This window comes from Cryobacterium sp. SO2, from assembly GCF_026151165.2.
Taxonomy (GTDB): Bacteria; Actinomycetota; Actinomycetes; order Actinomycetales; family Microbacteriaceae; genus Cryobacterium.
The window spans coordinates 1,785,342-1,807,515 of record NZ_CP117849.1 but is presented as its reverse complement, the minus strand read 5'-3'; the positions used below and the strand labels follow the sequence as shown (position 1 = coordinate 1,807,515).

Sequence of the window (22,174 nt, the reverse complement as noted above, 5' to 3'; positions counted from 1 at the left end):
GCGCGCAGCGACCTGAACGACTACGGAGGCACCCCCTAGAGTGTAGTAAACGAGGATGCCACCGGGTGAATCGCACGGCTCGCGTCGCGGGAGCGGCTAGAGTGGTCGCACTTACCCGTCCGGTGCCAAAGGAGTTACCGTGAAACAGTTCGATGAGCCCGCCGTCGTCCCCGCAGACCCGAACGCGAATGTCACCGACCTGTTGGTCGACCGTCTCGCCCTGACCCCGAACCTGGTGCTGTTCTCCCGCCCAGACGGAGCCAATGGATGGCTGCCGGTCACGACCCGGGAGTTCCACGCCGAGGTCGTCGCCCTGGCCAAGGGCTTCGTCGCCGCCGGCGTTCAGCCCGGGGACAAGATCGGCCTGACCTGCAAGACCCGCTACGAGTGGACCCTGATCGACTTCGCCGTCTGGTTCGCCGGCGCCGTTCTGGTTCCCGTCTACGAGACCAGCTCGCCGAGCCAGATCCAGTGGATTCTCAGCGACTCCGGAGCAACGTCGCTCATCGTGGAGACCGCAGACCACTTCGCCCGTTTCGACGAGGTGCACCCAGACCTCCCCGACGTGGAGACCGTCTGGCAGATCGACCTCGGCGACCTCGACAAGCTCGCCGCCAGGGGCGTGGACGTTCCCGACGCCGAGATCGAGCGTCGCCGCCGCCTGGCCGTGTCCGCCGATATGGCCACCCTCATCTACACGTCTGGCTCCACCGGCCGGCCCAAGGGTTGCGTGCTCAGCCACGGCAACTTCGTGGAGACCAGCCGCAACGCCGGCATCGCCCTCAAGCCCGTGCTCACCGATGAGAACGGCGCATCCACCCTGCTGTTCATCACCACGGCGCACGTCTTCGCCCGCTTCATCGCCGTGCTCTGCGTGCACGGCGGCGTGCGGGTGGGCCACCAGCCCGACACCCGCCAGCTGTTGCCGTCGCTGGGCAGCTTCAAACCCACCTTCCTGCTCGCGGTCCCCCGGGTGTTCGAGAAGGTCTACAACTCCGCCGAGCAGAAGGCGGAAGCCGCCGGCAGGGGCAAGATCTTCCTCGCCGCCTCTGACGTCGCCGTCGAGCACTCCAAGCTGGTCGAAACCGGCAGCAAGATCCCGTTGGGCCTGAGGGTGAAGTTCGCCCTGTTCGACCGGCTGGTCTACAGCAAGCTGCGCACGGCCATGGGCGGCAACGTGAAGTTCGCCGTCTCCGGATCGGCCCCGCTCGGTGCCCATCTCGGCCACTTCTTCCACAGCCTGGGCATCGTGATCCTGGAGGGCTACGGCCTCACCGAGACCACCGCCCCTGCCACGGTGAACCTCGCCACGAAGTCGAAGATCGGTTCTGTCGGTCCGGCTCTGCCCGGCGTGTCCGTGCGGGTCATTGACGACGGCGAGATCGAGGTGAAGGGTGTCAACGTCTTCACCGAGTACTGGCAGAACCCCGAGGCCACGACCGCCGCGTTCGACGACGGCTGGCTCAAGACCGGTGACATTGGTAACCTCGACGACGACGGCTTCCTCTCGATCACCGGGCGCAAGAAGGAGATCATCGTGACCGCCGGCGGCAAGAACGTCGCACCGGCCGCTCTCGAAGACCCGATCCGGGCGAATCCGCTCATCGGCCAGGTGGTGGTCGTGGGCGACCAGAAGCCGTTCATCGCCGCCCTGGTCACGCTGGACCCAGAGATGCTGCCGGTGTGGCTGCACAACAACCACGAGGATGCCGCCCTGTCGCTCATCGACGCGTCAGTGCACCCCAAGGTGCTCGCCGAGGTGCAGCGCGCCATCGACCACGCCAACGAGTCAGTCTCGCGGGCGGAATCGATCCGCAAGTTCGTGATCCTTCCGGTCGAACTCACCGAGGATGCCGGCTACCTCACCCCGAAGATGAGCATCAAGCGCGACGTGATCCTGCGGGACTTCGCCGCGGACATCCAAAACCTCTACGGCGCCAACCCGATGACGGCGGCGGTTCAGGTGCGGGAGTCGGTTCAGGACTGACCGCTAGAACCAGTCGGACTCGCGGACTTCCTTCATCGCCGCCCTGCGGCTCTCCTTGTCGAGCCTGTCCAGGTAGAGAAGTCCGTCCAGGTGGTCGGTCTCGTGCTGCAGCGCCTGCGCCAGGAGCCCCTCACCGCCGAGAGCCACCGGATTGCCGTCGAGGTCGATGCCGGTTACCCTGGCGAACGGGTACCGCTTGGTGGGGTACCAGAGCCCAGGCACCGACAGGCAGCCCTCGTCGACCAGTTCCGGCTCCCCCGCCAGCTCCACCAGGACGGGGTTGAGGATGTAGCCGATGTCCCCGTCGATGTTGTAGCTGAAGGCGCGCAGGTTCACGCCGATCTGGGCGGCCGCGACGCCGGCCCGGCCGGGCAGCTTCACGCTGTCGAGGAGGTCTTCGACGAGGCTGCGCACCCGCGCGTCGATGGTTCCGATCGGCTCAGAGCGGGTCTTGAGGACGGGGTCGCCCAGCAGGCGGATCTGGCGTTCGGGCACGGGGTGACTCTCTTCGGGACGGGACGGGTGATTCGGTGGTGATGATTCGGTGGTGCTGCCGCGGTGACGCTCAGGCGCGGCGCTCGGCCGGCAGTCCCTCGACGACGAGGGCGGCGAGGGTGCGGGCGGCCAGACGGGTGATGGGCTTGAGGTCCTTGTACGACACCACGCTGCCCGCGGCCAGCTGCGGGTCGTACGGGATGCGCACGATCTCGCGCACCCGCGACTGGAAGTGCGACTCGATCTCTTCGAGCTTGACCAGGTTGGTGCCCTGGGTGGCGGTGTTCAACGCGACGATGGCGTTCCGCACGAGGTCGCCGTAGCCGTTGGCCTCCAGCCAGGTGAGCGTCTCAGAGGCCAGCCGGGCCTCGTCGACGCTGCCGCCGGAGACGATCACGATGGAGTCCGCCCGCTGCAGGGTCGCGCGCATCACGGAGTGCACGATGCCGGTTCCGCAGTCGGTGAGCACGATCGAGTAGAACCGGGCCGCGAGGTCGGCGACGACGTTGTAGTCGTTCTCGTCGAAGGCCTCAGACAGGAGCGGGTCGGTGTCGCTGGCGAGGATGTCGAGCCGGGTCTCGTCGCGGGAGACGAGGGCGGAGAAGTCGGTGAATCCGCCGATGGACGCGGCCTTGGTGACGACGTCGCGCACCGTTGACCTGGTCTGTTTGCTCACCCGCTCGGAGAGAGTGCCCCGGTCCGGGTTGGCGTCGACGGCGATGATGCGGTCTTCCCTGGCGTCGGCCAGCGCCATGCCCAGCAGAGCCGTGACGGTGGTCTTGCCGACGCCGCCCTTGCGGGTGAGGATCGGCACGAAGCGGGCACCGCCCTCGAACTCCTTGCGGATGCGTTCGTCCATGGCCTGGTGCGCCCGCACCGCCGCGGAGTCGCCGAGGTTGATCAGGTGGAACGAGGCGTTGTAGATGAACCGGTTCCAACCGCCGTTGGGGGCGCGGCGGGTGCGCCGGTTCACCTCGAGTAACCGGTCGGGGGTGAGCATCGACGCCGACTCCGGGGCCGAGGCCTCGGTGCGGCTGCGGTCGCGCCGGCTGGCGGTGGCCGCGCTGGTGGGACCGGTGCTCAGCGACAGGGCAGCGGCGGCCGTGCCGCCGGCCTGCACCGTACCGGCCGGCACCGTACCGGCCTGCACAGGGGTGGCCTCACGGATGCGTTGCGGGGTGAGGATCTCGATGGTGTGGGTGCCCGGGTGGGCGGCGCTGGGCACAGCGGCAGCCGAGCCGGCGCCGGCCGGGCGGGCCGCGCGTGCCGAGGCCGGGCGGGTGAGGCCGGCATCGACCTGCGGCGCGCCGAAGCTCTCCGGCAGGGCGGACGCGAGGTTGTCATAGGTGTGCGGCGGCAGTTCGCTGTGGTACTCGACCGCGTCGTAGACGACGCCGTCGTGTTCGCCGCTCCGGTCGGGGCCCGCGCCGGCCCCGGCCCTCATCGGGGCCGGGGCCAGCTGGCCGTCACCTTCGTCGTGCGGAACGGCGTCGTCTGTACGTTCATCTGACACAGCAGACTCCTCGGTCGGGTCTGGCCCACGCATCGCGGGCCATAAATCAGCCCTCAGCCTAGCGCGGACGCACCACCACGAGCAGGTCACCGGCGTCGACCTGCTGGGTGGTGGGGATCGCTACACGTTCCACGACCCCCGCGATGGGCGAGGTGATGGCCGCTTCCATCTTCATGGCCTCGATCGATGCAACGCTCTGTCCGGCCGCGACATGGTCGCCGTCGGCAACCTGCAGGGTGACCACTCCGGAGAACGGGGCGGCAACCTGGCCGGGCTGGTTGGCATCCGCCTTCTCGGCCGCCTTCGTGACCACGGCGATGCTGCGGTCACGCACGAAGACCGGACGCAGTTGCCCGTTGAGGATGGTCATGACCGTGCGCATGCCCTTGTCGTCGGCCTCGCCGATCGCTTCGAGTCCGACGTACAACCGCACACCCTTGTCGATCTCGACCGAGTGCTCTGTGCCCTGGCGCAGGCCGTAGAGGTAGTCCACGGTGTCGACCACGGAGAGGTCGCCGAACAGCTCGCGGATCTGCTGGAAGTGCCGGGTGGGCGCGGGGAAGAGCAGCTGGTTGAGCATGGCGCGGCGGGTGGCGCTGTCGGCGCCCAACGCCGTGCGCTCCTCTTCGGTGAGCTCTGTGGTGCTCACCCGAACGTTACGTCCCTCGAGCACCTTGCTGCGGAAGGGCTCCGGCCAGCCGCCGGGCAGGTCGCCCAGCTCGCCGGCCATGAAGCCCACCACGGAATCCGGCACGTCGTACTTGGCCGGGTTGGCCTCGAAGTCGGCGGGGTCCGCGTTCACCGCGGCGAGGTAGAGCGCCAGGTCACCGACGACCTTGGACGACGGGGTCACCTTGGGCACGCGGCCCAGGATGCCGTTGGCCGCCGCGTACATGTCTTCGATCAGCTCGAAGTCGTCGGCGAGACCCAGCGCCACCGCCTGGGTGCGCAGGTTGGACAGCTGGCCGCCGGGGATCTCGTGCTTGTACACGCGACCCGTCGGAGCGCGCAAGCCGGATTCGAAGGGGTGGTAGACCCGGCGCACGTCTTCCCAGTACGGCTCGAGGTCGCAGACGTTCTGCAGGGAGATTCCGGTGTCGCGCTCGGTGTGCGCGAGGGCGGCGACGAGCGAGGACGCGGACGGCTGGCTGGTGGTGCCACCCATCGGCGCGCTGGCCACGTCGACGGCGTCTGCGCCGGCGCGGGAGGCCGCCAACAGGGTCGCGAGCTGGCCACCCGGGGTGTCGTGGGTGTGCACGTGCACCGGCAGGTCGAAGCGTTCCCTGAACGCGGTGACGAGCTTCTCGGCAGCGGCCGGGCGCAGCAGCCCGGCCATGTCCTTGATGGCCAGGATGTGCGCGCCGGAGGCCACGATCTGGTCGGCGAGGCGCAGGTAGTAGTCGAGCGTGTAGAGGTTCTCCGCCGGGTCGAGCAGATCACCCGTGTAGCAGACCGCGACCTCGGCGACGCTCGTGCCCGTGTTGAGCACCGCGTCGATGGCCGGGCGCATCTGGTTGACGTCGTTGAGGGCGTCGAAGATGCGGAAGATGTCGACACCGGTGTCGCTGGCCTCGCGGACGAAGGCATCCGTCACCTCGGTGGGGTACGGGGTGTAGCCCACCGTGTTGCGGCCGCGCAGCAGCATCTGGATGTTGATGTTCGGCAAGGCCTCGCGCAGGGCGCTCAGGCGCTCCCACGGGTCTTCGCCGAGGAAGCGCAGCGCCACGTCATACGTGGCACCGCCCCAGGCCTCGACGGAGAGCAGCTCCGGCGTGAGTCTCGCGACGTGCGGGGCGACGGCGACGAGGTCCTTGGTGCGCACACGGGTGGCCAACAGCGACTGGTGAGCATCGCGGAAGGTCGTGTCGGTGACGGCCAGGGCCGTCTGCTGGCGCAGCGCGCTGGCGAAACCGACCGGGCCGAGCAACTGCAGCTTCTGCCTGGAGCCGTCGGGCGCGGGCACGGAGAGGTCGATCTTGGGCAGCTTCTCGGCCGGGTTCATCAGCGTGATCGGCACACCGTTGGGCTGGTTGACCGTGACGTCGGCCAGCCAGTTGAGGATCTTCGTGCCGCGGTCCTTCGACGCGCGGCCGCGCAGCAGCTGCGGGCGCTCGTCGATGAACGAGGTGCTCAGGTCGCCGTTGGCGAAGTCGGGGTCTTCAAGCACGGCCTGCAGGAACGAGATGTTCGTGGAGACGCCGCGGATGCGGAACTCGGCCAGGGCCCGCTTGGACCGGGTGACCGCCGAAGCGTAGTCACGGCCACGGCAGGTGAGCTTGGCGAGCATCGAGTCGAAGTGCGGGCTGATCTGTGCGCCCGGGTTGATGGTTCCGCCGTCCAGGCGGATGCCGGCACCGCCGGGTGAGCGGTAGGTGGTGATCTTGCCGGTGTCCGGGCGGAAACCCGAGGTGGGGTCTTCAGTGGTGATCCGGCACTGCAGGGCGAACCCGCGCAGCTTGATCGAGTCCTGGGAGAGGCCGAGGTCGGCGAGGGTCTCCCCCGCGGCGATCCGGATCTGGGACTGCACGAGGTCGACGTCTGTGACCTCTTCAGTGACGGTGTGCTCGACCTGGATGCGCGGGTTCATCTCGATGAACACGTGCTGGCCGGCGCGCTCGCCCACGGTGTCGAGCAGGAACTCGACGGTGCCGGCGTTGACGTAGCCGATCGACCTGGCGAAGGCCACGGCGTCCTTGTGCAGGCGCTGGCGGATCTCTTCGGGCAGGTTGGGCGCCGGAGCGATCTCGATGACCTTCTGGTGGCGGCGCTGCACCGAGCAGTCCCGCTCGAACAGGTGCACGGTCTCGCCGGTGGCATCCGCGAGGATCTGCACCTCGATGTGGCGGGGCCGGAGCACGGCCTGCTCGAGGAACATGGTGGGATCGCCGAAGGCGCTGTTGGCCTCGCGCATGGCCTCTTCGAGGGAGCCGCGCAGGTCGGCCATCGTGGCGACCCGGCGCATGCCGCGCCCGCCGCCGCCGGCGACGGCCTTGGCGAAGATCGGGAAGCCGATCTCCTCTGCGGCCGCGATGAGTTCCTCGACGTCGCGCGACGGTGCGCTGGACTTGAGCACGGGGACGCCCGCCGCGATGGCGTGCTCCTTGGCCGTGACCTTGTTGCCGGCCATCTCGAGCACGTGTGAGCCCGGGCCGATGAAGGTGATTCCGGCGGCCTTGGCCGCTTCGGCCAGCTCGGGGTTCTCGGAGAGGAAGCCATAACCGGGGTAGATGGCGTCTGCGCCGCTCTCCCTGGCCACGCGGATGATCTCGGAGACGTCGAGATATGCACGCACGGGGTGGCCCGGCTCGCCGATTTCGTACGCCTCGTCGGCCTTCAGCCGATGCAGGGAGTTACGGTCCTCGAACGGGAAAACAGCGACAGTCTTCGCCCCCAGTTCGTAGGCGGCGCGAAAGGCGCGGATTGCTATCTCTCCACGGTTGGCGACGAGGATTTTGGTGAACATTGAGACCTTTCGATCCGGGAGCGGTACACAGCTGACGGTTAGGTTCTCTAAGACTAGTGAAGGTAACGTATCTACTTGTGCACGTACTTAGCGTTAGCTCCCTCAAGGGAGGGGTAGGCAAGACCACGGTAACCCTTGGTCTCGCTTCTGCTGCCTTCGCCCGCGGTGTTCGGACCCTCGTGGTCGACCTCGATCCGCAATCTGATGTCTCCACCGGGCTGGACATTCAGCTCGCCGGCCACCTGAACGTGGCCGACGTGCTGGCCTCGCCGAAGGAAAAAGTTGTTCGGGCCGCCATCGCGCCCAGCGGCTGGACCCGCGGCCGCCCCGGCACGATCGACGTCATGATCGGCAGCCCCTCCGCCATCAATTTCGACGGCCCGCACCCCAGCATCCGTGACATCTGGAAGCTCGAAGAGGCCCTCTCCACTGTGGAGAAGGATTACGACCTCGTTCTGATCGACTGCGCCCCCTCGCTGAATGCGCTCACCCGCACCGCCTGGGCCGCGAGCGACCGTGTCGCCGTCGTCACCGAGCCCGGTCTGTTCTCCGTGGCCGCCGCCGACCGCGCCCTGCGCGCCATCGAGGAGATCCGCCGCGGTCTCAGCCCGCGGCTGCAGCCGCTGGGCATCATCGTCAACCGGGCCCGCACGGCGTCGCTCGAGCACCAGTTCCGCATCAAGGAACTCCGCGACATGTTCGGCCCGCTGGTGCTCAGCCCCCAGCTGCCCGAGCGCACCAGCCTGCAGCAGGCCCAGGGCGCGGCGAAGCCGTTGCACACCTGGCCCGGCGACAGCGCCCAGGAGATGGCGCACTACTTCGACCAGCTCCTGGACCGGGTGCTCCGCACCGCCCGAATCGGCGAGTACGCAGAGTCAACCGCGCGTTAACCCGCTCGCAAGCCGTGAGAAAAGCCCCGAAACGCGTGCGTTTTCGGGGCTTTTCTCACGGCTCGCGGAGTTAAGAGACCTTGCGGGAGACTCGGCGGGCCGCCAATTCGTCTGAGGGGTCGGTGGACTGGGTGTCGAGCTCGACCAGGGTGGTCTCCACTTCGCGGAGGACCTTGCCGACGGCGATGCCAAAGACGCCCTGGCCGCGGCTGACGAGGTCGATGACCTCGTCGTTCGAGGTGCACAGGTAGACGCTGGCGCCATCGCTCATCAGGGTGGTCTGGGCCAGGTCGTTGACGCCGGACTCGCGCAGCTGGTTGACCGCGGTACGGATCTGCTGCAGCGAGATGCCCGTGTCGAGAAGACGCTTGACGAGCTTGAGAACGAGGATATCGCGGAAACCGTAGAGCCGCTGGGTGCCGGAGCCGGACGCACCGCGCACGGTGGGCTCCACGAGCTCGGTGCGGGCCCAGTAGTCGAGCTGACGGTAGCTGATGCCGGCGGCGCGGGCGGCGACGGCGCCGCGGTAACCCGAGTTCTCGTCGAGCTCCGGCATCCCGTCGGTGAAGAGCAGTCCCTGACCGTACCGCGAGGACTCGTCTCGGGGATTGAGTTCACTCATGCGGTCGCCTCTCGGGGTGGATGCGAACCTTCAGGCCGCACTTCAAGGTTAGCGAGGCTGACGGCCCCAACCGAGCACATCCGCCCGAACACGTCGGCGTGTCGAGAGAAGGCTGATTCTTCGCCTTGTTGAACTTTCAGTCTACGACCTATTTGGTCAGGCGCCCCAGGGCAGAGCGGATCAGGCTGCCGCGGATGACCTCGAGCTGACCGGCGATCTCCACGGCCATCTCGGCGGCCTTGGCGCGGCTGGAAGCGTCCTTGCGGCGGGCCAGCGGAACAAGGGCGCTCTCGATCAGGCCGAGCTCACGTTCGGCGGCGCCGCGGAAGCCGCGCAGGTGCCTGGGCTCGATGCCGCTGCGCTGCAGGTCGACGAGGGCGCGGAGCACGGCGAGGGCGTCATCGCCGTAGTGCTCGGCCGGCAGGATGATCGAGGCGGAAACCGCGTCGTGCAGCAGGGCGCCGGAGGCCCCAGCCTCGCGCAGTAGGTCGTCGCGGCTGAACCGCCGCGCGGTCGTAAGCATGGTGGGGCCTGGAGCGCCGCCGCCGGGCAGGACCGGGGAGCGTCCGGCGTCGAGGTCGTCGAGGTAGGCCTTGATGACCTTCAACGGCAGGTAGTGGTCACGCTGCATCGACAGGATCAGGCGCAGCCTGTCCAGGTCACCGGCGTTGAACTTGCGGTAGCCGGATTCGGTGCGGGCCGGAGAGACCAGCCCCTGTTCCTCCAGGAACCGCAGCTTGGACGGGGTCAGGTCGCCGAACTCCGGCGTCAACCGCGCCAGCACCTGGCCAATACTCAGAAGTGACGTCGCGCCCGTCGATCGTGCCTGGGCGGAGGACGCCGGCACTAGTCGCTCGCCAGGTGAACGAGGTCGAGCCGCGAGGCGTAGAACGTGAGGCGGAATTTGCCGACCTGCACTTCGGATCCGTCGGTGAGGACGGCCAGGTCGATGCGTTCGCCATCGAAGTAGGTGCCGTTGAGCGAGCCGAGGTCTTTGACCTGGAACTGACGCCCCGTGCGCAGGAACTCGGCGTGGCGGCGGGACACCGTGACGTCGTCGAGGAAGATGTCGGCGTTCGGGTGCCGGCCCACTGTCGTGACGTCGGCATCCAGCAGGAAGCGCGCACCGGAGTTGGGACCGCGGCGCACCACCAGCAGGGCGGAGCCGGACGGCAGGGCCGCAATGGCATCCTGCTCTTCAACCGTGACATTCGCGTCGAGCGCCGCCAATGATGCCGCGAACTCCTGGCTGAACGTCATCGTCGTGTCGACGTTCCCCGTGGCGTTCTCGGGCGCAACCCTACGCTCGGGTTCTTTCTTCTCGTCGGGATCGACCACCGTGCACCTCCTACTGGGTAAATCGTATCGGATCGGGAGGGCCAACATTTGCTATGGCAGGCGAATCACTCGAACCGTTTCAATCGCGTAGATGACGCCGGCCCACCAGTACAGGTATGCACCCCAGAGCCCGAACGCCCAGCCGACGGGCTGGGACCACCAGGCGAGCTCGGGGAAGGCCTGGCCGAGCATGATCATCGGCAGCGCGTAGAACAGGCAGAAGGTGGCGACCTTGCCCAGCTGATGCACAGGCAACGGACCGAAACCGTGGTTGGCCAGCACAACGCCCAGCCCGAGCAGGAAGACGTCGCGGCCGACGACGACCAGCACGATCCACCACGGCACCAGGTCGCGCCAAGCCAGGCCGATGAGGGCGGCGAAGATGTAGAGCCGGTCTGCCGCCGGGTCGAGCAGCTGGCCGAGCCGGGTGATCTGGTTGAACCGACGGGCGATCCAGCCGTCGAGGAAGTCGGTGAGGCTGGAGACGGCCAGGATCAACAGCGCCCAGGCATCGGCGCCGGCAACGAGCACAAAAAGGAACACCGGAACGAGGGCGAGGCGCAAGAAGCTGAGCAGATTGGGCACGGTGAGCACTCGACTGCTGATCTCGTTCCGTGCGGGCCCTGTCACCCCCCGAGTGTATCCACGCGGCGGTATCTCCAACCGGCAGGTCACGCCCTCTTTTTCGCGCCCGCCTTCTTCGTGGCCGTCTTCGTCGTCTCGGTGTCGGATTCCGCGGTGTCCTTGCCGGCGCGGCTACGGTCGACGCTGCGCCGCAGGGCCTCCATCAGGTCGAGCACCTCTCCCCCGCCGGGCTCGTCCTCTGTGACCCCGAAGGTGGCCTCGGTGTCGATGGCATCACCGGCCGCGAGCTTCTGCTCGATGAGCGTGCGCAGCTGCGCTTGGTAGTCGTCGGTGAAGTCGCCGGGCGTGAAGTCGGAGGCGAAGGAATCCACCAACGCCGCGGACAGGTCGAGTTCCCGGTCGGACACCGTCACGGTGGATTCGAGCGCCGGGAATTGCGCAGTGCGCACCTCGTCGGCCCACAGCAACGTCTGCAGCATCAGCACGTCGTCCCGCACCCGCAGGGCGGCGAGCCTGGTCTTCTGCCTCAGCGCGAAATGCACGATCGCCGTGCGGTCGGTCTGCTCGAGGGTACGGCGCAACAGCACATACGCCTTCGGCGAGCTGCCATCCGGTTCGAGGAAGTAGCTGCGGTCGAACATGATCGGGTCGAGCTGGTTGCTCGGCACGAACTCGACGACGTCGATCTCGCGGCTGCGTTCCTCCGGCAGGGCCTTGAGGTCGGTGTCGGTGATGATCACAGTCTTGTCGCCGTCGCTGAAGGCCTTGTCGATGTGCGCGTAGTCCACGATCTTGCCGCAGACCTCGCAGCGACGCTGATAGCGGATGCGGCCGCCATCCTCGTCGTGCACCTGGTGCAGTTCCACGTCGTGGTCTTCTGTGGCGCTGTAGACCTTGACCGGCACGTTGACCAGCCCGAACGTGATGGCGCCCTTCCAGATGGATCTCATCGCGCTGCCTCCTCTGCACAAGTACATACCCAGCCGGTGCCGGAAGGCTAGGGGGAAAACCAGGGTGGACCATCCGCCGCCGCCGGAGCAAGCTGGGCACATGGCATCTGTGGCAGGAGCTGGGCAGCCGGCGCGCGAGATCGTGACGGTGGGCGGCCGCCGGGTGACCCTCACCCACCTCGACAAGGTGATGTACCCGGAAACCGGCACCACCAAGGCCGACATCCTGGGGTACTACGCCGCGGTGGCCGACGCGCTCATCAGGCATGCCAGGGACCGGCCGGCCACCCGCAAGCGTTGGGTGCACGGGGTCGGCACCCCGGACGAGCCCGGCCAGGTGTTCTTCCAGAAGAACCTGGGCGACGGCACTCCCGAATGGGTGGAGCGCCGGGAGCTGGCGCACACGGAGCACAGCACGGTGTATCCGCTGGTGAACGACCTGGCCACGCTGACCTGGCTGGCGCAGATCGGCACCCTCGAGGTGCACGTGCCGCAGTGGCGGTTCGACGCCGCCGGCACCCCGGCGCACCCCGACCGGCTGGTGCTCGACCTCGACCCCGGTGAGGGCGTTGGCCTGGTGGAGTGCGCGGAGGTGGCCAGGTGGGCCCGTGCGCTGCTGCTGGACATGGGCCTGGACACGATGCCGGTCACCAGCGGGAGCAAGGGCATCCATCTCTATGCAGCCCTCGATGGTAGTCACAGCTCGGATCAGGTAGGCCAGGTGGCGCACGAACTGGCCAGGGCCCTCGAAGCCGACCACCCCGGCGAGGTGCTCAGCGCCATGACGCGGTCACTGCGGCCGGGGAAGGTGTTCCTGGACTGGAGCCAGAACAGCGCGAACAAGACCACCATCGCGCCGTACAGCCTGCGCGGCCAGATGCGGCCGTTGGTGGCGGCCCCGCGCACCTGGCGGGAACTGGAGGCGCCGGACCTGGCTCAGCTCGACTACCGGCAGGTGCTCAGGCGGCTCGAACGCCGGCCGGACCCGCTCGCCGTGGTGGCGGACGCGATCGAGGCCGACCCCACCGACCGCCTGCACGTCTACCGCGGCAAGCGGGATGCGACCCGGACACCGGAGCCCGTGCCGGAGGCGGCGGCGCCTCACGCCCCGGGCAGCGGCGGCGCGGCCTTCGTGATCCAGGAGCACCACGCTCGCGCCCTGCATTTCGACCTGCGGCTCGAACACGATGGCGTGCTGGCCTCCTGGGCGTTGCCCAAGGGTGTGCCGACGGATCCGACCCACAATCACCTCGCCGTCCACACGGAAGACCACCCGCTCGAATACCTCGAGTTCGAAGGCGATATCCCGGCCGGGGAATACGGGGCTGGCTCCATGTCGATCTGGGATTCCGGCAACTACTCGGCCGAGAAGTGGCGGGACGACGAGGTGATCGTGACCCTGCGCGGCCGGCCGGACGGCGGTCTGGCCGGCGCCGAACGTGAGTTCGCCCTGATCCGCACGGGCGGGGCGGACTCGCGCAACTGGCTGATCCACCTGATGAAACCGAAAGCCAGCCAGAAGGCGGATGTCGCAACTCCGGCCACCGTGACCGCCGCCCGCACCGACTACTCCCCCATGCTCGCCCGCCCCGGCAGCCTGCAGGAGTTGTCACCGGACGCCGGCTGGGCCTACGAGATGAAGTGGGACGGCATCCGCATGCTCGCCTACCTCGACGGCGGACCGCACGGTGCCGTGCGGTTCATGACCCGCAACGGCAACGACGTCACGGCGTCGTTTCCCGAGCTGGTCGACGATCTGCGCCGGGCCGTCGGCGACCAGAGCGCCGTACTCGACGGCGAGGTGGTGGCGCTCGACCGGCGGAACCGGCCCGACTTCTCCCTGCTGCAGACGCGGCTGGGGCTCACCGACGAGCGGGACGTGCGGCGGGCGCGGCAGGGCGCCCCCGTGCATTACTTCGCCTTCGACTTGCTCGAGCACGACGGCGCAGCGGCGGTTGAGCTGCCCTACTCGGACCGGCGCCGCGCCCTGGAGGGCCTGGTCACGAGCGTCGGCGCCGTGCAGGTGCCGCCGGCCTTCGACGGCGACGCGGCCGAGGCTCTCGCCACCAGCTCCAGGCTCGGCCTGGAGGGCCTGATCGCCAAGCAGAACGACAGCCGCTACCAGAGCGGGCGCCGCACCGACCGGTGGGTGAAGGTCAAGCACGTCAAGGCGCAGGAGGTGGTGATCGGCGGGTGGCGGCCCGGCAACGGACACCGCGGCAGCACCCTCGGCTCCCTGCTGGTGGGCATCCCCGCCGCAGCGCGAGCCGGAGAGACCGGGGCGCCGCCCCTGCACTACGCCGGCCGCGTCGGCACCGGGTTTCGCGACCGCGACCTCACCGCCCTCCGCCGCCGGCTGGACGATCTGCCGCGCGCCGACAGCCCGTTCGACGACGTGCCGGCGGCCGACGCCGCTGACGCCGTGTGGGTGCAGCCGCTTCTCGTGGGCGAGGCAGAGTTCAGCGAGTGGACGCCGTCCGGCCGGCTGCGGCACCCGAGCTGGCGGGGACTGCGGCCAGACAAGGCACCGGGCGACGTGGTGCGTGAAGGCTGAATCCGAGGAGGAAGGAGCGCCATGATGGCTGACACCGGTGCATCCGCCGCGCTGCTGGTCTGCACGGGTGTGTGCGCGGCCGCCACCCTGAGCACCTGGCTGTTGTCCGTGCTCACCCGGGAGTACTCCTGGGTCGACCGGGCCTGGTCGCTGTTGCCGCCGGTGTACCTCTGGGTGTTCGCCGCTGCCGGCGGCCTGGCCGACACTCGGCTGGTGGTGCTGGCCGTGCTGGGCAAGCTGTGGGGGGTTCGGCTCACCCTGAATTTCGCCCGCAAGGGCGGCTACCGGCCGGGCGGCGAGGACTACCGCTGGGTGGCGCTGCGCCGACGGATGAGCCGGCGCGGGTTCGCGCTGTTCAACCTGTTCTTCATCTCGATCTACCAGAACCTGTTGCTGCTGCTTCTCACCCTGCCCGCCTGGGTGGCCTTGCAGCACCCCGGCAGGCCGTTCGGCGCTGGCGACGTTGTGCTCACGGTGCTGTTCCTGGCCTGCCTGATCGGGGAGAGCGTGGCCGATCAGCAACAGTGGAACTTCCAGCGCGCCCGTCTGGCCCGTCGGGCCACGGGCGCCGCTGACCCGGGCTTCCTCCGGGTCGGGCTGTTCAGGTTCTCCCGTCACCCGAACTACTTCTTCGAGATCGCGCAGTGGTGGCTGGTGGCCGGGTTCGGCGCCGTCGCGGCCGGCGATGTGCTGCAACTCGGCTCCCTGGGCGCCCTGCTGCTGACCCTGCTGTTCGCCGGTTCGATCGTTTTCACCGAGAGCATCTCGATGGAGCGGCATCCGGGTTATGCGGACTACCGCCGGGCCGTCTGGCCGCTGATACCGTGGGCGCCGAAACGGCGGGCCGCGCTGGCCGGGACCACGCCGCCGACCGGCGAGCGGCTCTAGCGCCGATGGGACTGGACGGTCGCGTCAGCACGGTTGGTCGTTGACCAGCGCGACCTTGCCCCATCGCGGTCGTTCCGCCGCGGCGTCGTGGGCTGCGGCGGCCTGGGCGAACGGAAAGGTGCCGCGTAGCGGCACCGTCAGCACAGTGCCGTGGCCGAGCCCTGCCACGGCACGAAGACCGTGGCGCCCGGTCGCTTCACCGGCGAGAGCGCCGCGCGTCAGACGCACGCCGTAGTCGGCCGCGGACAGGTCGGCGATCGTCACCACCCGGTCCGCGCTGCCGGTGGCGGCGATGAGGGCGGGGAGGACGCCGGCACCGCTCGTGTCCACAGCGGCGTCGGCGCGGTCGATACCCGCATGGCGGAAGACATCCCTCCAGCTCAGCCCGGTGCGCACCGCTGTGACACCCGGCAGCGACTCGACGATGTGCAGGGACCCCTCGCGAGCGGTGCCGAAGACTCGGGCCCCCAGTGCGACAGCGAGCTGTGCCGCGATCGAGCCGACCCCACCAGCCGCACCGTCGACGAGCACGACCGACCCCGGTGAGACGTCCAGCAGGTCAAGTGCGCGAGTCGCGGTCTCGACGGCCGAACCGGCTGCGCCTGCCTCCGCCCATGACCACGCGGAGGGCTTCGGTCCCCACTGGGCGAGGACGGCGTACTCTGCCGCTGCGCCGCCGAACTCGGTCAACACGACGGTGCCGAACACCTCGTCTCCCACCACTACATCCGTCACACCAGTGCCGATCTCGACGACGACTCCTGCCGCATCGATGCCGGTGATGTGCGGCAATGACAGCGACGCGGCCAGCGGCGTCCCCCCGGCGCGAAGGGCGATATCGACCGGGGAAACGCCGGCCGCGCGGACGTGCACCAGCACGCAGCCCGCCGGGACAGCGGGCATCGCCCGCTCGACGAGGTGGAGTACAGAGGAGGGGCCGTGCTGGTCGAACTGAACAGCGATCATGGGGTTGCCTTTCGTGGACGCGGCTGCGGCTGCAGCAACGGCTACTGTAGGAAACTTCCGGAACACCCGATCCGGATCTAGCGGAAGTGAGACGGTCTGTGGCCGAGATGACTCGCGAACCCCGGGCCGACAAAGAACTCAATCGCCTGCGCCTCACCGCTGCGGCCGGACGCGCCCTCCAGCGGGACGGTCTGGGTGTGTCGATGCGTGCCATCGCTCGCGAGGCCGGGATGGGCATCGCCACCGCCTACCGCCACTTCCCGACAAAGAACGACCTCATCGAAGCCGTGCTGGCCGAGCAGGTGGCCACGTGTACCCAGGCGATGCAGGCGGCGCTGCGTGAGCCAGATCCCTGGACCGGCCTGACGACAGTGATCGCCTGGTTCGCGGAGGTCCAGATTGAGCATCCCGGACTGTTACGCGTGCTGCTCGACAATTCGACAGAAGATTCCTCGGCCGTCGCTGGACCGGCCGGCAATGCACCCTTCGCCGACGCCCGCCGGGCGCATGGCGAAGCACTTCACCGACTCGTCGCGGGGGCGCGCACAGCCGGGGACCTCAGACCGGACGTCACGACGGACGATGTGCGCGTCGGGATGATGGCCATGACCGCGTTCAGCAGCAGACCGGACGCCCTGACCGGGGCCGCCGTCCGCGCCCTCCATCGGATCCTCATCCGCGGGATCTCCGCTGGGAGTCGACCGGACTGACCCCGCACAGAGAAGGGTCAGAGAAGGCGGTCGCGCAGGGCCGGCCAGCTGGCGGCGAACCCCGGATGCAACGGCAACAGGTCGACATCCTGCGGCGGCACCCAGCGCAGGGCGATGCTCTCGGTGTCGCTGATCACCGGCTCGAAGAACTCAAGCGCCTCCACCACGACTGTCGTGTACGACCAGAATCCGAGGTCGATGACGGAGTCGAAACTCACCCGCACGAGGTCGGCGGGCACCCCGGCCTCCTCGCCGGCCTCGCGCAGGGCCGCGTCCAGCGCGCTCTCGTTCTCGTGTCGAGCGCCGCCCGGCACTCCCCAAGTGTCGCCGTGGTGGCTCCACAGGGCTCGGTGCTGCAGGAGAACGCCGCGCTCACGATGGTGCACGAGCAGGCCGGCGGCCCCGTACAGGCCCCAGAACCTGGCACCATCCGGGCCGTAGACCCACGCATCACCACTGCCGCTCATCGCTTAAGCATGCCGTATACGCGACCTCTCCCTCACCGGGCGGCCCGCAGCCCACGGCGGTAAGATCGAGCCCGGCGCACACCCCACCGCCCCACCCGAAGGACTGCGAGCATGACCTCTTCCACCCCAGCCACCTCCTCTGACAGCACCGCTCTGGATGCCGCCGGCCTGGCCCGGTACATCGACCACACCCTGCTCAAGCCGGAGGCCACCCAAGCCGACGTGGCCGCCCTCATCGCCGAGGCCGTTGAACTCGGGGTCTACTCCGTCTGCGTGTCACCGTCGATGCTGCCCCTGACGATCCCCGCCGACACCGACCTCAAGGTCGCCGTGGTCTGCGGCTTCCCGAGCGGCAAGCACGCCAGCGCGATCAAGGCCGCAGAGGCCGCCCTGTCCGTTGCGCAGGGCACCGACGAGGTGGACATGGTCATCGACATCGGAGCGGCCAAGGCCGGCCGGTTCGACCTCGTCGAGGCCGACATCAGCGCCGTGCGCGCCGAGATCCCCGCGCCGCTGGTGCTCAAGGTGATCATCGAGTCGGCCGCGCTCACCGACGACGAGATCGTGGGCGTGTGCCGCGCCGCCGTCGCCGCCGGCGCCGACTTCGTCAAGACCTCCACCGGGTTCCACCCCACCGGCGGCGCCACCGTGCACGCCGTGCGCCTGATGCGCGAGACCGTGGGCGACGCCCTCGGTGTCAAGGCCTCCGGCGGAGTGCGCAGCCACGCCGACGCCCTCGCCATGATCGAGGCCGGCGCCAGCCGTCTCGGCGTCTCCGGCACGAAGGCCGTGCTGTCCGGCGCGGTCGTCGAGGCCCCGGCCAACCCCGCCGCTTACTGACCCCGGGTACGAGACCCCGCGGGCCAACTGTTGCCCGTGCGGACTTCTGCGCCCGGCGTACCGGGCGCAGAAGTCCGATTCGGGAACAGCTGGCGATCGACTGCGCGCAGCTAGACCGACATGATGGTGTGCACGGGCACGTCGCCGATGCGGCTGCGCCCGTCGAGTTCGGCCAGTTCGAGCACAACGCCGACGCCGATCATCACGTAGCCGGCCCGGCCGACCAGACGCGCGGTCGCCGCGACGGTGCCACCGGTGGCGAGCACGTCGTCGACGACGAGCACGCGGGAGCCGGCGGGCAACTGCCCGACCTCGAGCTCGAGGCGCGCCGAACCGTATTCCAGGTCGTACTCCTCGGTCAGCACTGTGCCGGGCAGCTTGCCGCCCTTGCGCACGGCGAGCACCGCGCATCCGGCCGCGTAGCCGATGCCGGCCGCCAACAGGAAGCCGCGCGCCTCGATGCCGGCGACGGCGTCGAACTGGCCGCGGTAGCGCTCGCTCAAATCGTCGATGATCGCCCGGAACGCCACGGCGTCGGCGAAGACGGGGTTCAGGTCGCGGAACAGGATCCCCGGCAGGGGGAAGTCCGGGTACGAGGCGAGGAGGGTTTCTACGTGCTGGGCGGCGGGAACGATCACGTCCTCAAGGGTACCGCCCGCCATCCGGGGCTCCTGTCGGCCCGGGCTAGGTGGCCGATGATGCGGGCACCGACTCCGGCCCGCTCGACTCGGTCGCCTCGGCCGGCTCATCCATTGCACCGCTGAGCTCGTCGAGAAACCGCACGACAGCCGACTGCTCAGAGCCGCTGAGCTTCTCGGCGGCGGCCAGCATGCGCTGGTGGGCCGCACCCAGGACGCGGCGGATCTCCTCGTGGGCACGCCCGGTGGCGAAGAGCACCTGTGCCCTCCGGTCGCTCGGATGCGGCTCGCGGTGCAGCCGGCCCGATGCCTCCAGGCGGGACAGCAGCTTCGCGGTGGCCGCCGAGCTGATGCCGAGGAAACCGCTCAGGTCTTTCGGGCCGATCGGCTCCGAGCGTTCCTCCGCTGCGATCAGGTGCCGCAGGGCCACCAGATCGGAATCGTTCATGTCCATGTTCGACCGCGCCCTGATGCGCATCGCGACATCGGCCGCGCGGAACCGGCGTACCGCCCGCAGCACATCGACGGCGGTGACGGGCAGCGGTGCGGCGTGCGGGTCGGTGCCGTTCGGCTCGGTACCATTCGGGTACCAGTACCCGTCGTAACCGGGTCGACTCGGCTCGGCGTCGGGTTGGACATCGGCGGGCATAGGGACCATGCTAGCCTCGAATATCGCTAACTCGGTTAGGTACTTTTTCGGGTATCTTGGCTGCACGAGAGGGAGTCCCGTGATGCACACAGCAGAATCCACCATCGAGCTGATCGAGAACAACGCGCTTGGCGAGGATCTGGTCGTTCTGCTCGATGAGGACGGCCGCGAGATCGGCACCGCGCCCAAGAGCAGTGTGCACGGCAGCGACACCTCCCTGCACCTGGCCTTCTCCTGCTACGTGTTCAACGACCGCGGCGAGGTGCTCATCACCCGGCGGGCCCTGACCAAGAAGACCTGGCCCGGCGTGTGGACCAATTCGTTCTGCGGCCACCCAGCCCCGGCCGAGACCCTGGCGGATGCCGTGCGCCGCCGCGCCGACTTCGAGCTCGGGCTCGACCTGGGCGGCATCGACCTGGCGCTTCCCCTGTTCCGCTACCGCGCCACAGACAGCAGCGGCATCGTGGAGAACGAGGTCTGCCCGGTATACCTGGCCACCGCCACCGGCGACCCGGTGCCCAACCCCGACGAGGTGATGGAATTCACCTGGGCCGACCCGGACAAGCTGCGCCACTCCGTACTGGCCAGCCCGTTCGCGTTCAGCCCGTGGATGGTGCTGCAGATGCGCGAGCTGGAGACCTTTCGTGCATGAGATAGCGACGCTGGGCGTCGAGACCGAACTGCACCGCTTCTTCGCCGCGGCGCGGCTGCGCGCCAGCGACTACGGCGACCACTACGTGGCCCTCTGGGACTCGCTCGACCAGGCCAGCCGCGGCGGCAAGCGCGTGCGCCCTGCGCTCGTGCTGGCCGCCTACGACGGGTTCGGCGGCACAGACCACACGCTGTCCACCCCCGTCGCGGTGAGCTTCGAGCTGCTGCACACCGCTTTCCTCATCCACGACGACGTCATCGATCGCGACCTGTCCAGGCGCGGCATGGCCAACATCGCCGGCCGTTTCACCGAACGTGCCATCGCGCACGGCGCCGGCACCGGACAGGCGGAGGCCTGGGCCGCGACGGCCGCCATCCTGGCCGGCGACCTGGCTCTGAGCGAGGCGCACCGGGCCCTCGCCCTGCTGCCGGTGGAGACCGCGCTTCGCTGCCGACTGCTCGACCTCCTCGACCGGGCCGTCTTCGTGTCGGCCGCCGGCGAACTGGCGGATGTGACGAACACCGTGAGCCGGGAACCCCTCACAATCAACCAGGTCGTCACCACCCTCGAACACAAAACCGCCATCTACTCCTTCGAAGCCCCGCTCCAGGCCGGCGCCGTGCTCGCGGGCGCCCCCGAAGACGCCATCGACGGACTCGGCCTGTTCGGCCGCCTGATCGGCGTCGCCTTCCAGCTCACCGACGACCTGCTCGGTGTGTTCGGCGACCCGACCGCAACGGGCAAGAGCGTGCTCGCCGACCTGCGCGAGGGCAAGCAGACGGCCCTCATCGCGCACGCCGGGTCCACCGGCCACTGGCCGATGATCGCCCCGTTCGTGGGCAAGGACGACCTCACCGAGGCCGAAGCCGAGGTGGTGCGTTCGCACCTGCACGACTGCGGCGCCAGGGAAGCAGCAGACGCCCTCGCCCACGAGTACGCCCGCCGCGCCGTCGAGGCACTGCAGATCCCCGCGATTCCAGCCGAACTACGCAGCACCCTGACCCAACTGGCGTCCAGCGCCGTGACGCGCCGCGCATGAGCCGGGACACCGCCGGGCCCAACCTGCAGCCGTCGACCGGCAGCACCACGCCCACGAACCTCGGCACCTACGACGCCGCCGCCCTGGCCAGCGCCACCACGGTGATCGGGCACTACTCCACCTCGTTCGGGCTCGCGGCCCGCCTCCTGGGGCCCGGCATCCGGGAGGAAGTGCGCAGCATCTACGCCCTCGTGCGCGTCGCGGATGAGATCGTGGACGGCGCCGCCAGCGAAGCCGGCATCGACCTGGCCGGCCAACGCGAACTCCTCGACGACCTCGAGCACGAGACCGAACGGGCGATGGCGCGCGGCTTCAGCACCAACCTCGTTGTGCACGCCTTCGCCAAGACCGCCAGACGGGTGGGCATCGACCCTCCACTCACCCGGCCGTTCTTCGCGTCGATGCGCCGCGACCTCGACCCGACGCCGTTCACCCCGGCCAGCGTCGCCGAGTACATCTACGGCTCCGCCGAGGTGGTCGGACTGATGTGCCTGCGCAGCTTCCTGCACGAGACCCCGCGCACCCCCGCGCAGCTGGCCGTTCTGGACCACGGCGCCCGCAGCCTCGGCGCAGCGTTCCAGAAGGTCAATTTCCTGCGCGACCTCGCCGCGGACCGCGACGCCCTCGGCCGCAACTACTTCCCCGGCGTCGACCTCACCAGGCTCACCGAGGCGCAGAAGAACCTGCTGCTCGACGACATGGATGCCGACCTCGAGGCCGCCGAACGGGTGCTGCCGCTGTTGCCGCCGGGCAGCCGACGCGCCGTGACCGCCGCCCACCGGCTCTTCGCCCGGTTGTCTGCGAAACTGCGGGAGACCCCCGCCCAGGAATTGATGAGCACCCGCGTGCGGGTGCCGGATCCGGAGAAACTGATGATCGCCCTCTCGTCCTCGCTCGGCCCCCAGGCGTGGCGACGGTGAGCGACCAG

Annotated in this window: 21 protein-coding genes; 9 read left to right on the top strand and 12 right to left on the bottom strand. The window is 69.0% G+C overall.

What is annotated here, in order from left to right:
• Positions 1–139: 139 nt before the first annotated feature.
• Positions 140–1,987 (top strand): AMP-dependent synthetase/ligase, encoded by a 1,848-nt coding sequence (locus BJQ94_RS08320; protein ID WP_265399956.1) that lies wholly within the window; start codon positions 140–142, stop codon positions 1,985–1,987.
• 3 nt (positions 1,988–1,990) lie between these two features.
• Here the strand turns inward: BJQ94_RS08320 and BJQ94_RS08315 are convergent, their stop codons facing one another.
• From BJQ94_RS08315 to BJQ94_RS08305, 3 genes are all read right to left on the bottom strand, one after another.
• Positions 1,991–2,482: a peptide deformylase gene (locus tag BJQ94_RS08315; protein ID WP_265399957.1), complete on the bottom strand. Its 492-nt coding sequence runs from the start codon at positions 2,480–2,482 to the stop codon at positions 1,991–1,993.
• 70 nt (positions 2,483–2,552) lie between these two features.
• Positions 2,553–3,995, bottom strand: coding sequence for a MinD/ParA family protein (locus BJQ94_RS08310; RefSeq protein WP_265399958.1), 1,443 nt, complete (start codon positions 3,993–3,995; stop codon positions 2,553–2,555).
• Between the two features lie 58 nt (positions 3,996–4,053).
• Positions 4,054–7,458, bottom strand: a complete 3,405-nt coding sequence (locus BJQ94_RS08305) for a pyruvate carboxylase (RefSeq protein ID WP_265399959.1) — start codon at positions 7,456–7,458, stop codon at positions 4,054–4,056.
• 77 nt (positions 7,459–7,535) lie between these two features.
• On the opposite strand from BJQ94_RS08305, the gene BJQ94_RS08300 reads away from it, so the two are divergent.
• On the top strand, positions 7,536–8,348 hold the full coding sequence (locus tag BJQ94_RS08300) for a ParA family protein (protein ID WP_265399960.1): 813 nt from the start codon (positions 7,536–7,538) through the stop codon (positions 8,346–8,348).
• A 70-nt stretch (positions 8,349–8,418) separates the two neighbouring features.
• Here BJQ94_RS08300 and BJQ94_RS08295 read toward each other — a convergent pair whose 3' ends face one another.
• The 5 genes from BJQ94_RS08295 to BJQ94_RS08275 form a co-directional block, all read right to left on the bottom strand.
• A complete protein-coding gene (locus BJQ94_RS08295) occupies positions 8,419–8,970 on the bottom strand; it encodes a MerR family transcriptional regulator (protein WP_275875586.1) in 552 nt (183 codons plus the stop codon).
• A gap of 148 nt (positions 8,971–9,118) precedes the next feature.
• Positions 9,119–9,817, bottom strand: a complete 699-nt coding sequence (locus BJQ94_RS08290) for a MerR family transcriptional regulator (protein ID WP_265399961.1) — start codon at positions 9,815–9,817, stop codon at positions 9,119–9,121.
• Positions 9,817–10,230, bottom strand: a complete 414-nt coding sequence (locus tag BJQ94_RS08285; RefSeq protein WP_265400046.1) for an FHA domain-containing protein — start codon at positions 10,228–10,230, stop codon at positions 9,817–9,819. The genes BJQ94_RS08290 and BJQ94_RS08285 overlap by 1 nt, the downstream gene beginning before the upstream one ends.
• A 129-nt stretch (positions 10,231–10,359) precedes the next feature.
• Positions 10,360–10,938, bottom strand: coding sequence for a CDP-alcohol phosphatidyltransferase family protein (locus BJQ94_RS08280; protein ID WP_265399962.1), 579 nt, complete (start codon positions 10,936–10,938; stop codon positions 10,360–10,362).
• A 41-nt stretch (positions 10,939–10,979) separates the two neighbouring features.
• A complete protein-coding gene (locus tag BJQ94_RS08275; protein WP_265399963.1) occupies positions 10,980–11,843 on the bottom strand; it encodes a Ku protein in 864 nt (287 codons plus the stop codon).
• A 100-nt stretch (positions 11,844–11,943) separates the two neighbouring features.
• On the opposite strand from BJQ94_RS08275, the gene BJQ94_RS08270 reads away from it, so the two are divergent.
• Complete coding sequence (locus BJQ94_RS08270; RefSeq protein ID WP_265399964.1) at positions 11,944–14,397, top strand: ATP-dependent DNA ligase; 2,454 nt, start codon at positions 11,944–11,946, stop codon at positions 14,395–14,397.
• A gap of 21 nt (positions 14,398–14,418) precedes the next feature.
• Entirely contained in the window at positions 14,419–15,285 is an 867-nt protein-coding gene (locus tag BJQ94_RS08265; protein ID WP_265399965.1) for a DUF1295 domain-containing protein, read from the top strand.
• A 24-nt stretch (positions 15,286–15,309) separates the two neighbouring features.
• Here the strand turns inward: BJQ94_RS08265 and BJQ94_RS08260 are convergent, their stop codons facing one another.
• The gene (locus BJQ94_RS08260) at positions 15,310–16,251 is read right to left on the bottom strand and encodes an NADP-dependent oxidoreductase (protein WP_265399966.1); all 942 of its coding nucleotides are present in this window, start codon (positions 16,249–16,251) and stop codon (positions 15,310–15,312) included.
• Positions 16,252–16,358: 107 nt separating this feature from the next.
• Here BJQ94_RS08260 and BJQ94_RS08255 point away from each other — a divergent pair, with 107 nt between their 5' ends.
• Complete coding sequence (locus tag BJQ94_RS08255; RefSeq protein WP_265400047.1) at positions 16,359–16,961, top strand: TetR/AcrR family transcriptional regulator; 603 nt, start codon at positions 16,359–16,361, stop codon at positions 16,959–16,961.
• A gap of 17 nt (positions 16,962–16,978) precedes the next feature.
• On the opposite strand, the gene BJQ94_RS08250 is transcribed toward BJQ94_RS08255, so the two are convergent.
• Entirely contained in the window at positions 16,979–17,428 is a 450-nt protein-coding gene (locus BJQ94_RS08250) for an NUDIX hydrolase (protein WP_265399967.1), read from the bottom strand.
• Between the two features lie 111 nt (positions 17,429–17,539).
• Here BJQ94_RS08250 and deoC point away from each other — a divergent pair, with 111 nt between their 5' ends.
• Positions 17,540–18,268 (top strand): deoxyribose-phosphate aldolase, encoded by a 729-nt coding sequence (gene deoC, locus BJQ94_RS08245; RefSeq protein ID WP_265399968.1) that lies wholly within the window; start codon positions 17,540–17,542, stop codon positions 18,266–18,268.
• Between the two features lie 110 nt (positions 18,269–18,378).
• On the opposite strand, the gene BJQ94_RS08240 is transcribed toward deoC, so the two are convergent.
• Together BJQ94_RS08240 and BJQ94_RS08235 are read right to left on the bottom strand one after the other, a co-directional pair.
• Entirely contained in the window at positions 18,379–18,930 is a 552-nt protein-coding gene (locus BJQ94_RS08240) for an adenine phosphoribosyltransferase (protein ID WP_265399969.1), read from the bottom strand.
• A gap of 22 nt (positions 18,931–18,952) precedes the next feature.
• Positions 18,953–19,555 carry a MarR family winged helix-turn-helix transcriptional regulator gene (locus BJQ94_RS08235; RefSeq protein WP_265399970.1) on the bottom strand — a complete coding sequence of 201 codons (603 nt, stop codon included), beginning with the start codon at positions 19,553–19,555 and terminating at the stop codon, positions 18,953–18,955.
• Between the two features lie 82 nt (positions 19,556–19,637).
• Here BJQ94_RS08235 and idi point away from each other — a divergent pair, with 82 nt between their 5' ends.
• From idi to BJQ94_RS08220, 3 genes are read left to right on the top strand one after another with little or no spacing between them, the layout of a single operon-like run.
• Complete coding sequence (gene idi / locus BJQ94_RS08230) at positions 19,638–20,207, top strand: isopentenyl-diphosphate Delta-isomerase (RefSeq protein WP_265399971.1); 570 nt, start codon at positions 19,638–19,640, stop codon at positions 20,205–20,207.
• Positions 20,200–21,246 (top strand): polyprenyl synthetase family protein, encoded by a 1,047-nt coding sequence (locus BJQ94_RS08225; RefSeq protein ID WP_265399972.1) that lies wholly within the window; start codon positions 20,200–20,202, stop codon positions 21,244–21,246. The genes idi and BJQ94_RS08225 overlap by 8 nt, the downstream gene beginning before the upstream one ends.
• Positions 21,243–22,166: a phytoene/squalene synthase family protein gene (locus BJQ94_RS08220; protein ID WP_265399973.1), complete on the top strand. Its 924-nt coding sequence runs from the start codon at positions 21,243–21,245 to the stop codon at positions 22,164–22,166. Before BJQ94_RS08225 ends, BJQ94_RS08220 begins: the two co-directional genes overlap by 4 nt.
• Positions 22,167–22,174: the final 8 nt, after the last annotated feature.

What these genes read in the sequence shown, in the direction of transcription:
- BJQ94_RS08305 (WP_265399959.1), bottom strand. Translation starts at nt 7,458, where the DNA reads ATGTTCACCAAAATCCTCGTCGCCAACCGTGGAGAGATAGCAATCCGC.
- BJQ94_RS08295 (WP_275875586.1), bottom strand. Translation starts at nt 8,970, where the DNA reads ATGAGTGAACTCAATCCCCGAGACGAGTCCTCGCGGTACGGTCAGGGA.
- BJQ94_RS08285 (WP_265400046.1), bottom strand. Translation starts at nt 10,230, where the DNA reads ATGACGTTCAGCCAGGAGTTCGCGGCATCATTGGCGGCGCTCGACGCG.
- BJQ94_RS08275 (WP_265399963.1), bottom strand. Translation starts at nt 11,843, where the DNA reads ATGAGATCCATCTGGAAGGGCGCCATCACGTTCGGGCTGGTCAACGTG.
- BJQ94_RS08270 (WP_265399964.1), top strand. Translation starts at nt 11,944, where the DNA reads ATGGCATCTGTGGCAGGAGCTGGGCAGCCGGCGCGCGAGATCGTGACG.
- BJQ94_RS08265 (WP_265399965.1), top strand. Translation starts at nt 14,419, where the DNA reads ATGATGGCTGACACCGGTGCATCCGCCGCGCTGCTGGTCTGCACGGGT.
- BJQ94_RS08260 (WP_265399966.1), bottom strand. Translation starts at nt 16,251, where the DNA reads ATGATCGCTGTTCAGTTCGACCAGCACGGCCCCTCCTCTGTACTCCAC.
- BJQ94_RS08255 (WP_265400047.1), top strand. Translation starts at nt 16,359, where the DNA reads ATGACTCGCGAACCCCGGGCCGACAAAGAACTCAATCGCCTGCGCCTC.
- BJQ94_RS08250 (WP_265399967.1), bottom strand. Translation starts at nt 17,428, where the DNA reads ATGAGCGGCAGTGGTGATGCGTGGGTCTACGGCCCGGATGGTGCCAGG.
- deoC (WP_265399968.1), top strand. Translation starts at nt 17,540, where the DNA reads ATGACCTCTTCCACCCCAGCCACCTCCTCTGACAGCACCGCTCTGGAT.
- BJQ94_RS08240 (WP_265399969.1), bottom strand. Translation starts at nt 18,930, where the DNA reads ATGGCGGGCGGTACCCTTGAGGACGTGATCGTTCCCGCCGCCCAGCAC.
- BJQ94_RS08235 (WP_265399970.1), bottom strand. Translation starts at nt 19,555, where the DNA reads ATGCCCGCCGATGTCCAACCCGACGCCGAGCCGAGTCGACCCGGTTAC.
- idi (WP_265399971.1), top strand. Translation starts at nt 19,638, where the DNA reads ATGCACACAGCAGAATCCACCATCGAGCTGATCGAGAACAACGCGCTT.
- BJQ94_RS08220 (WP_265399973.1), top strand. Translation starts at nt 21,243, where the DNA reads ATGAGCCGGGACACCGCCGGGCCCAACCTGCAGCCGTCGACCGGCAGC.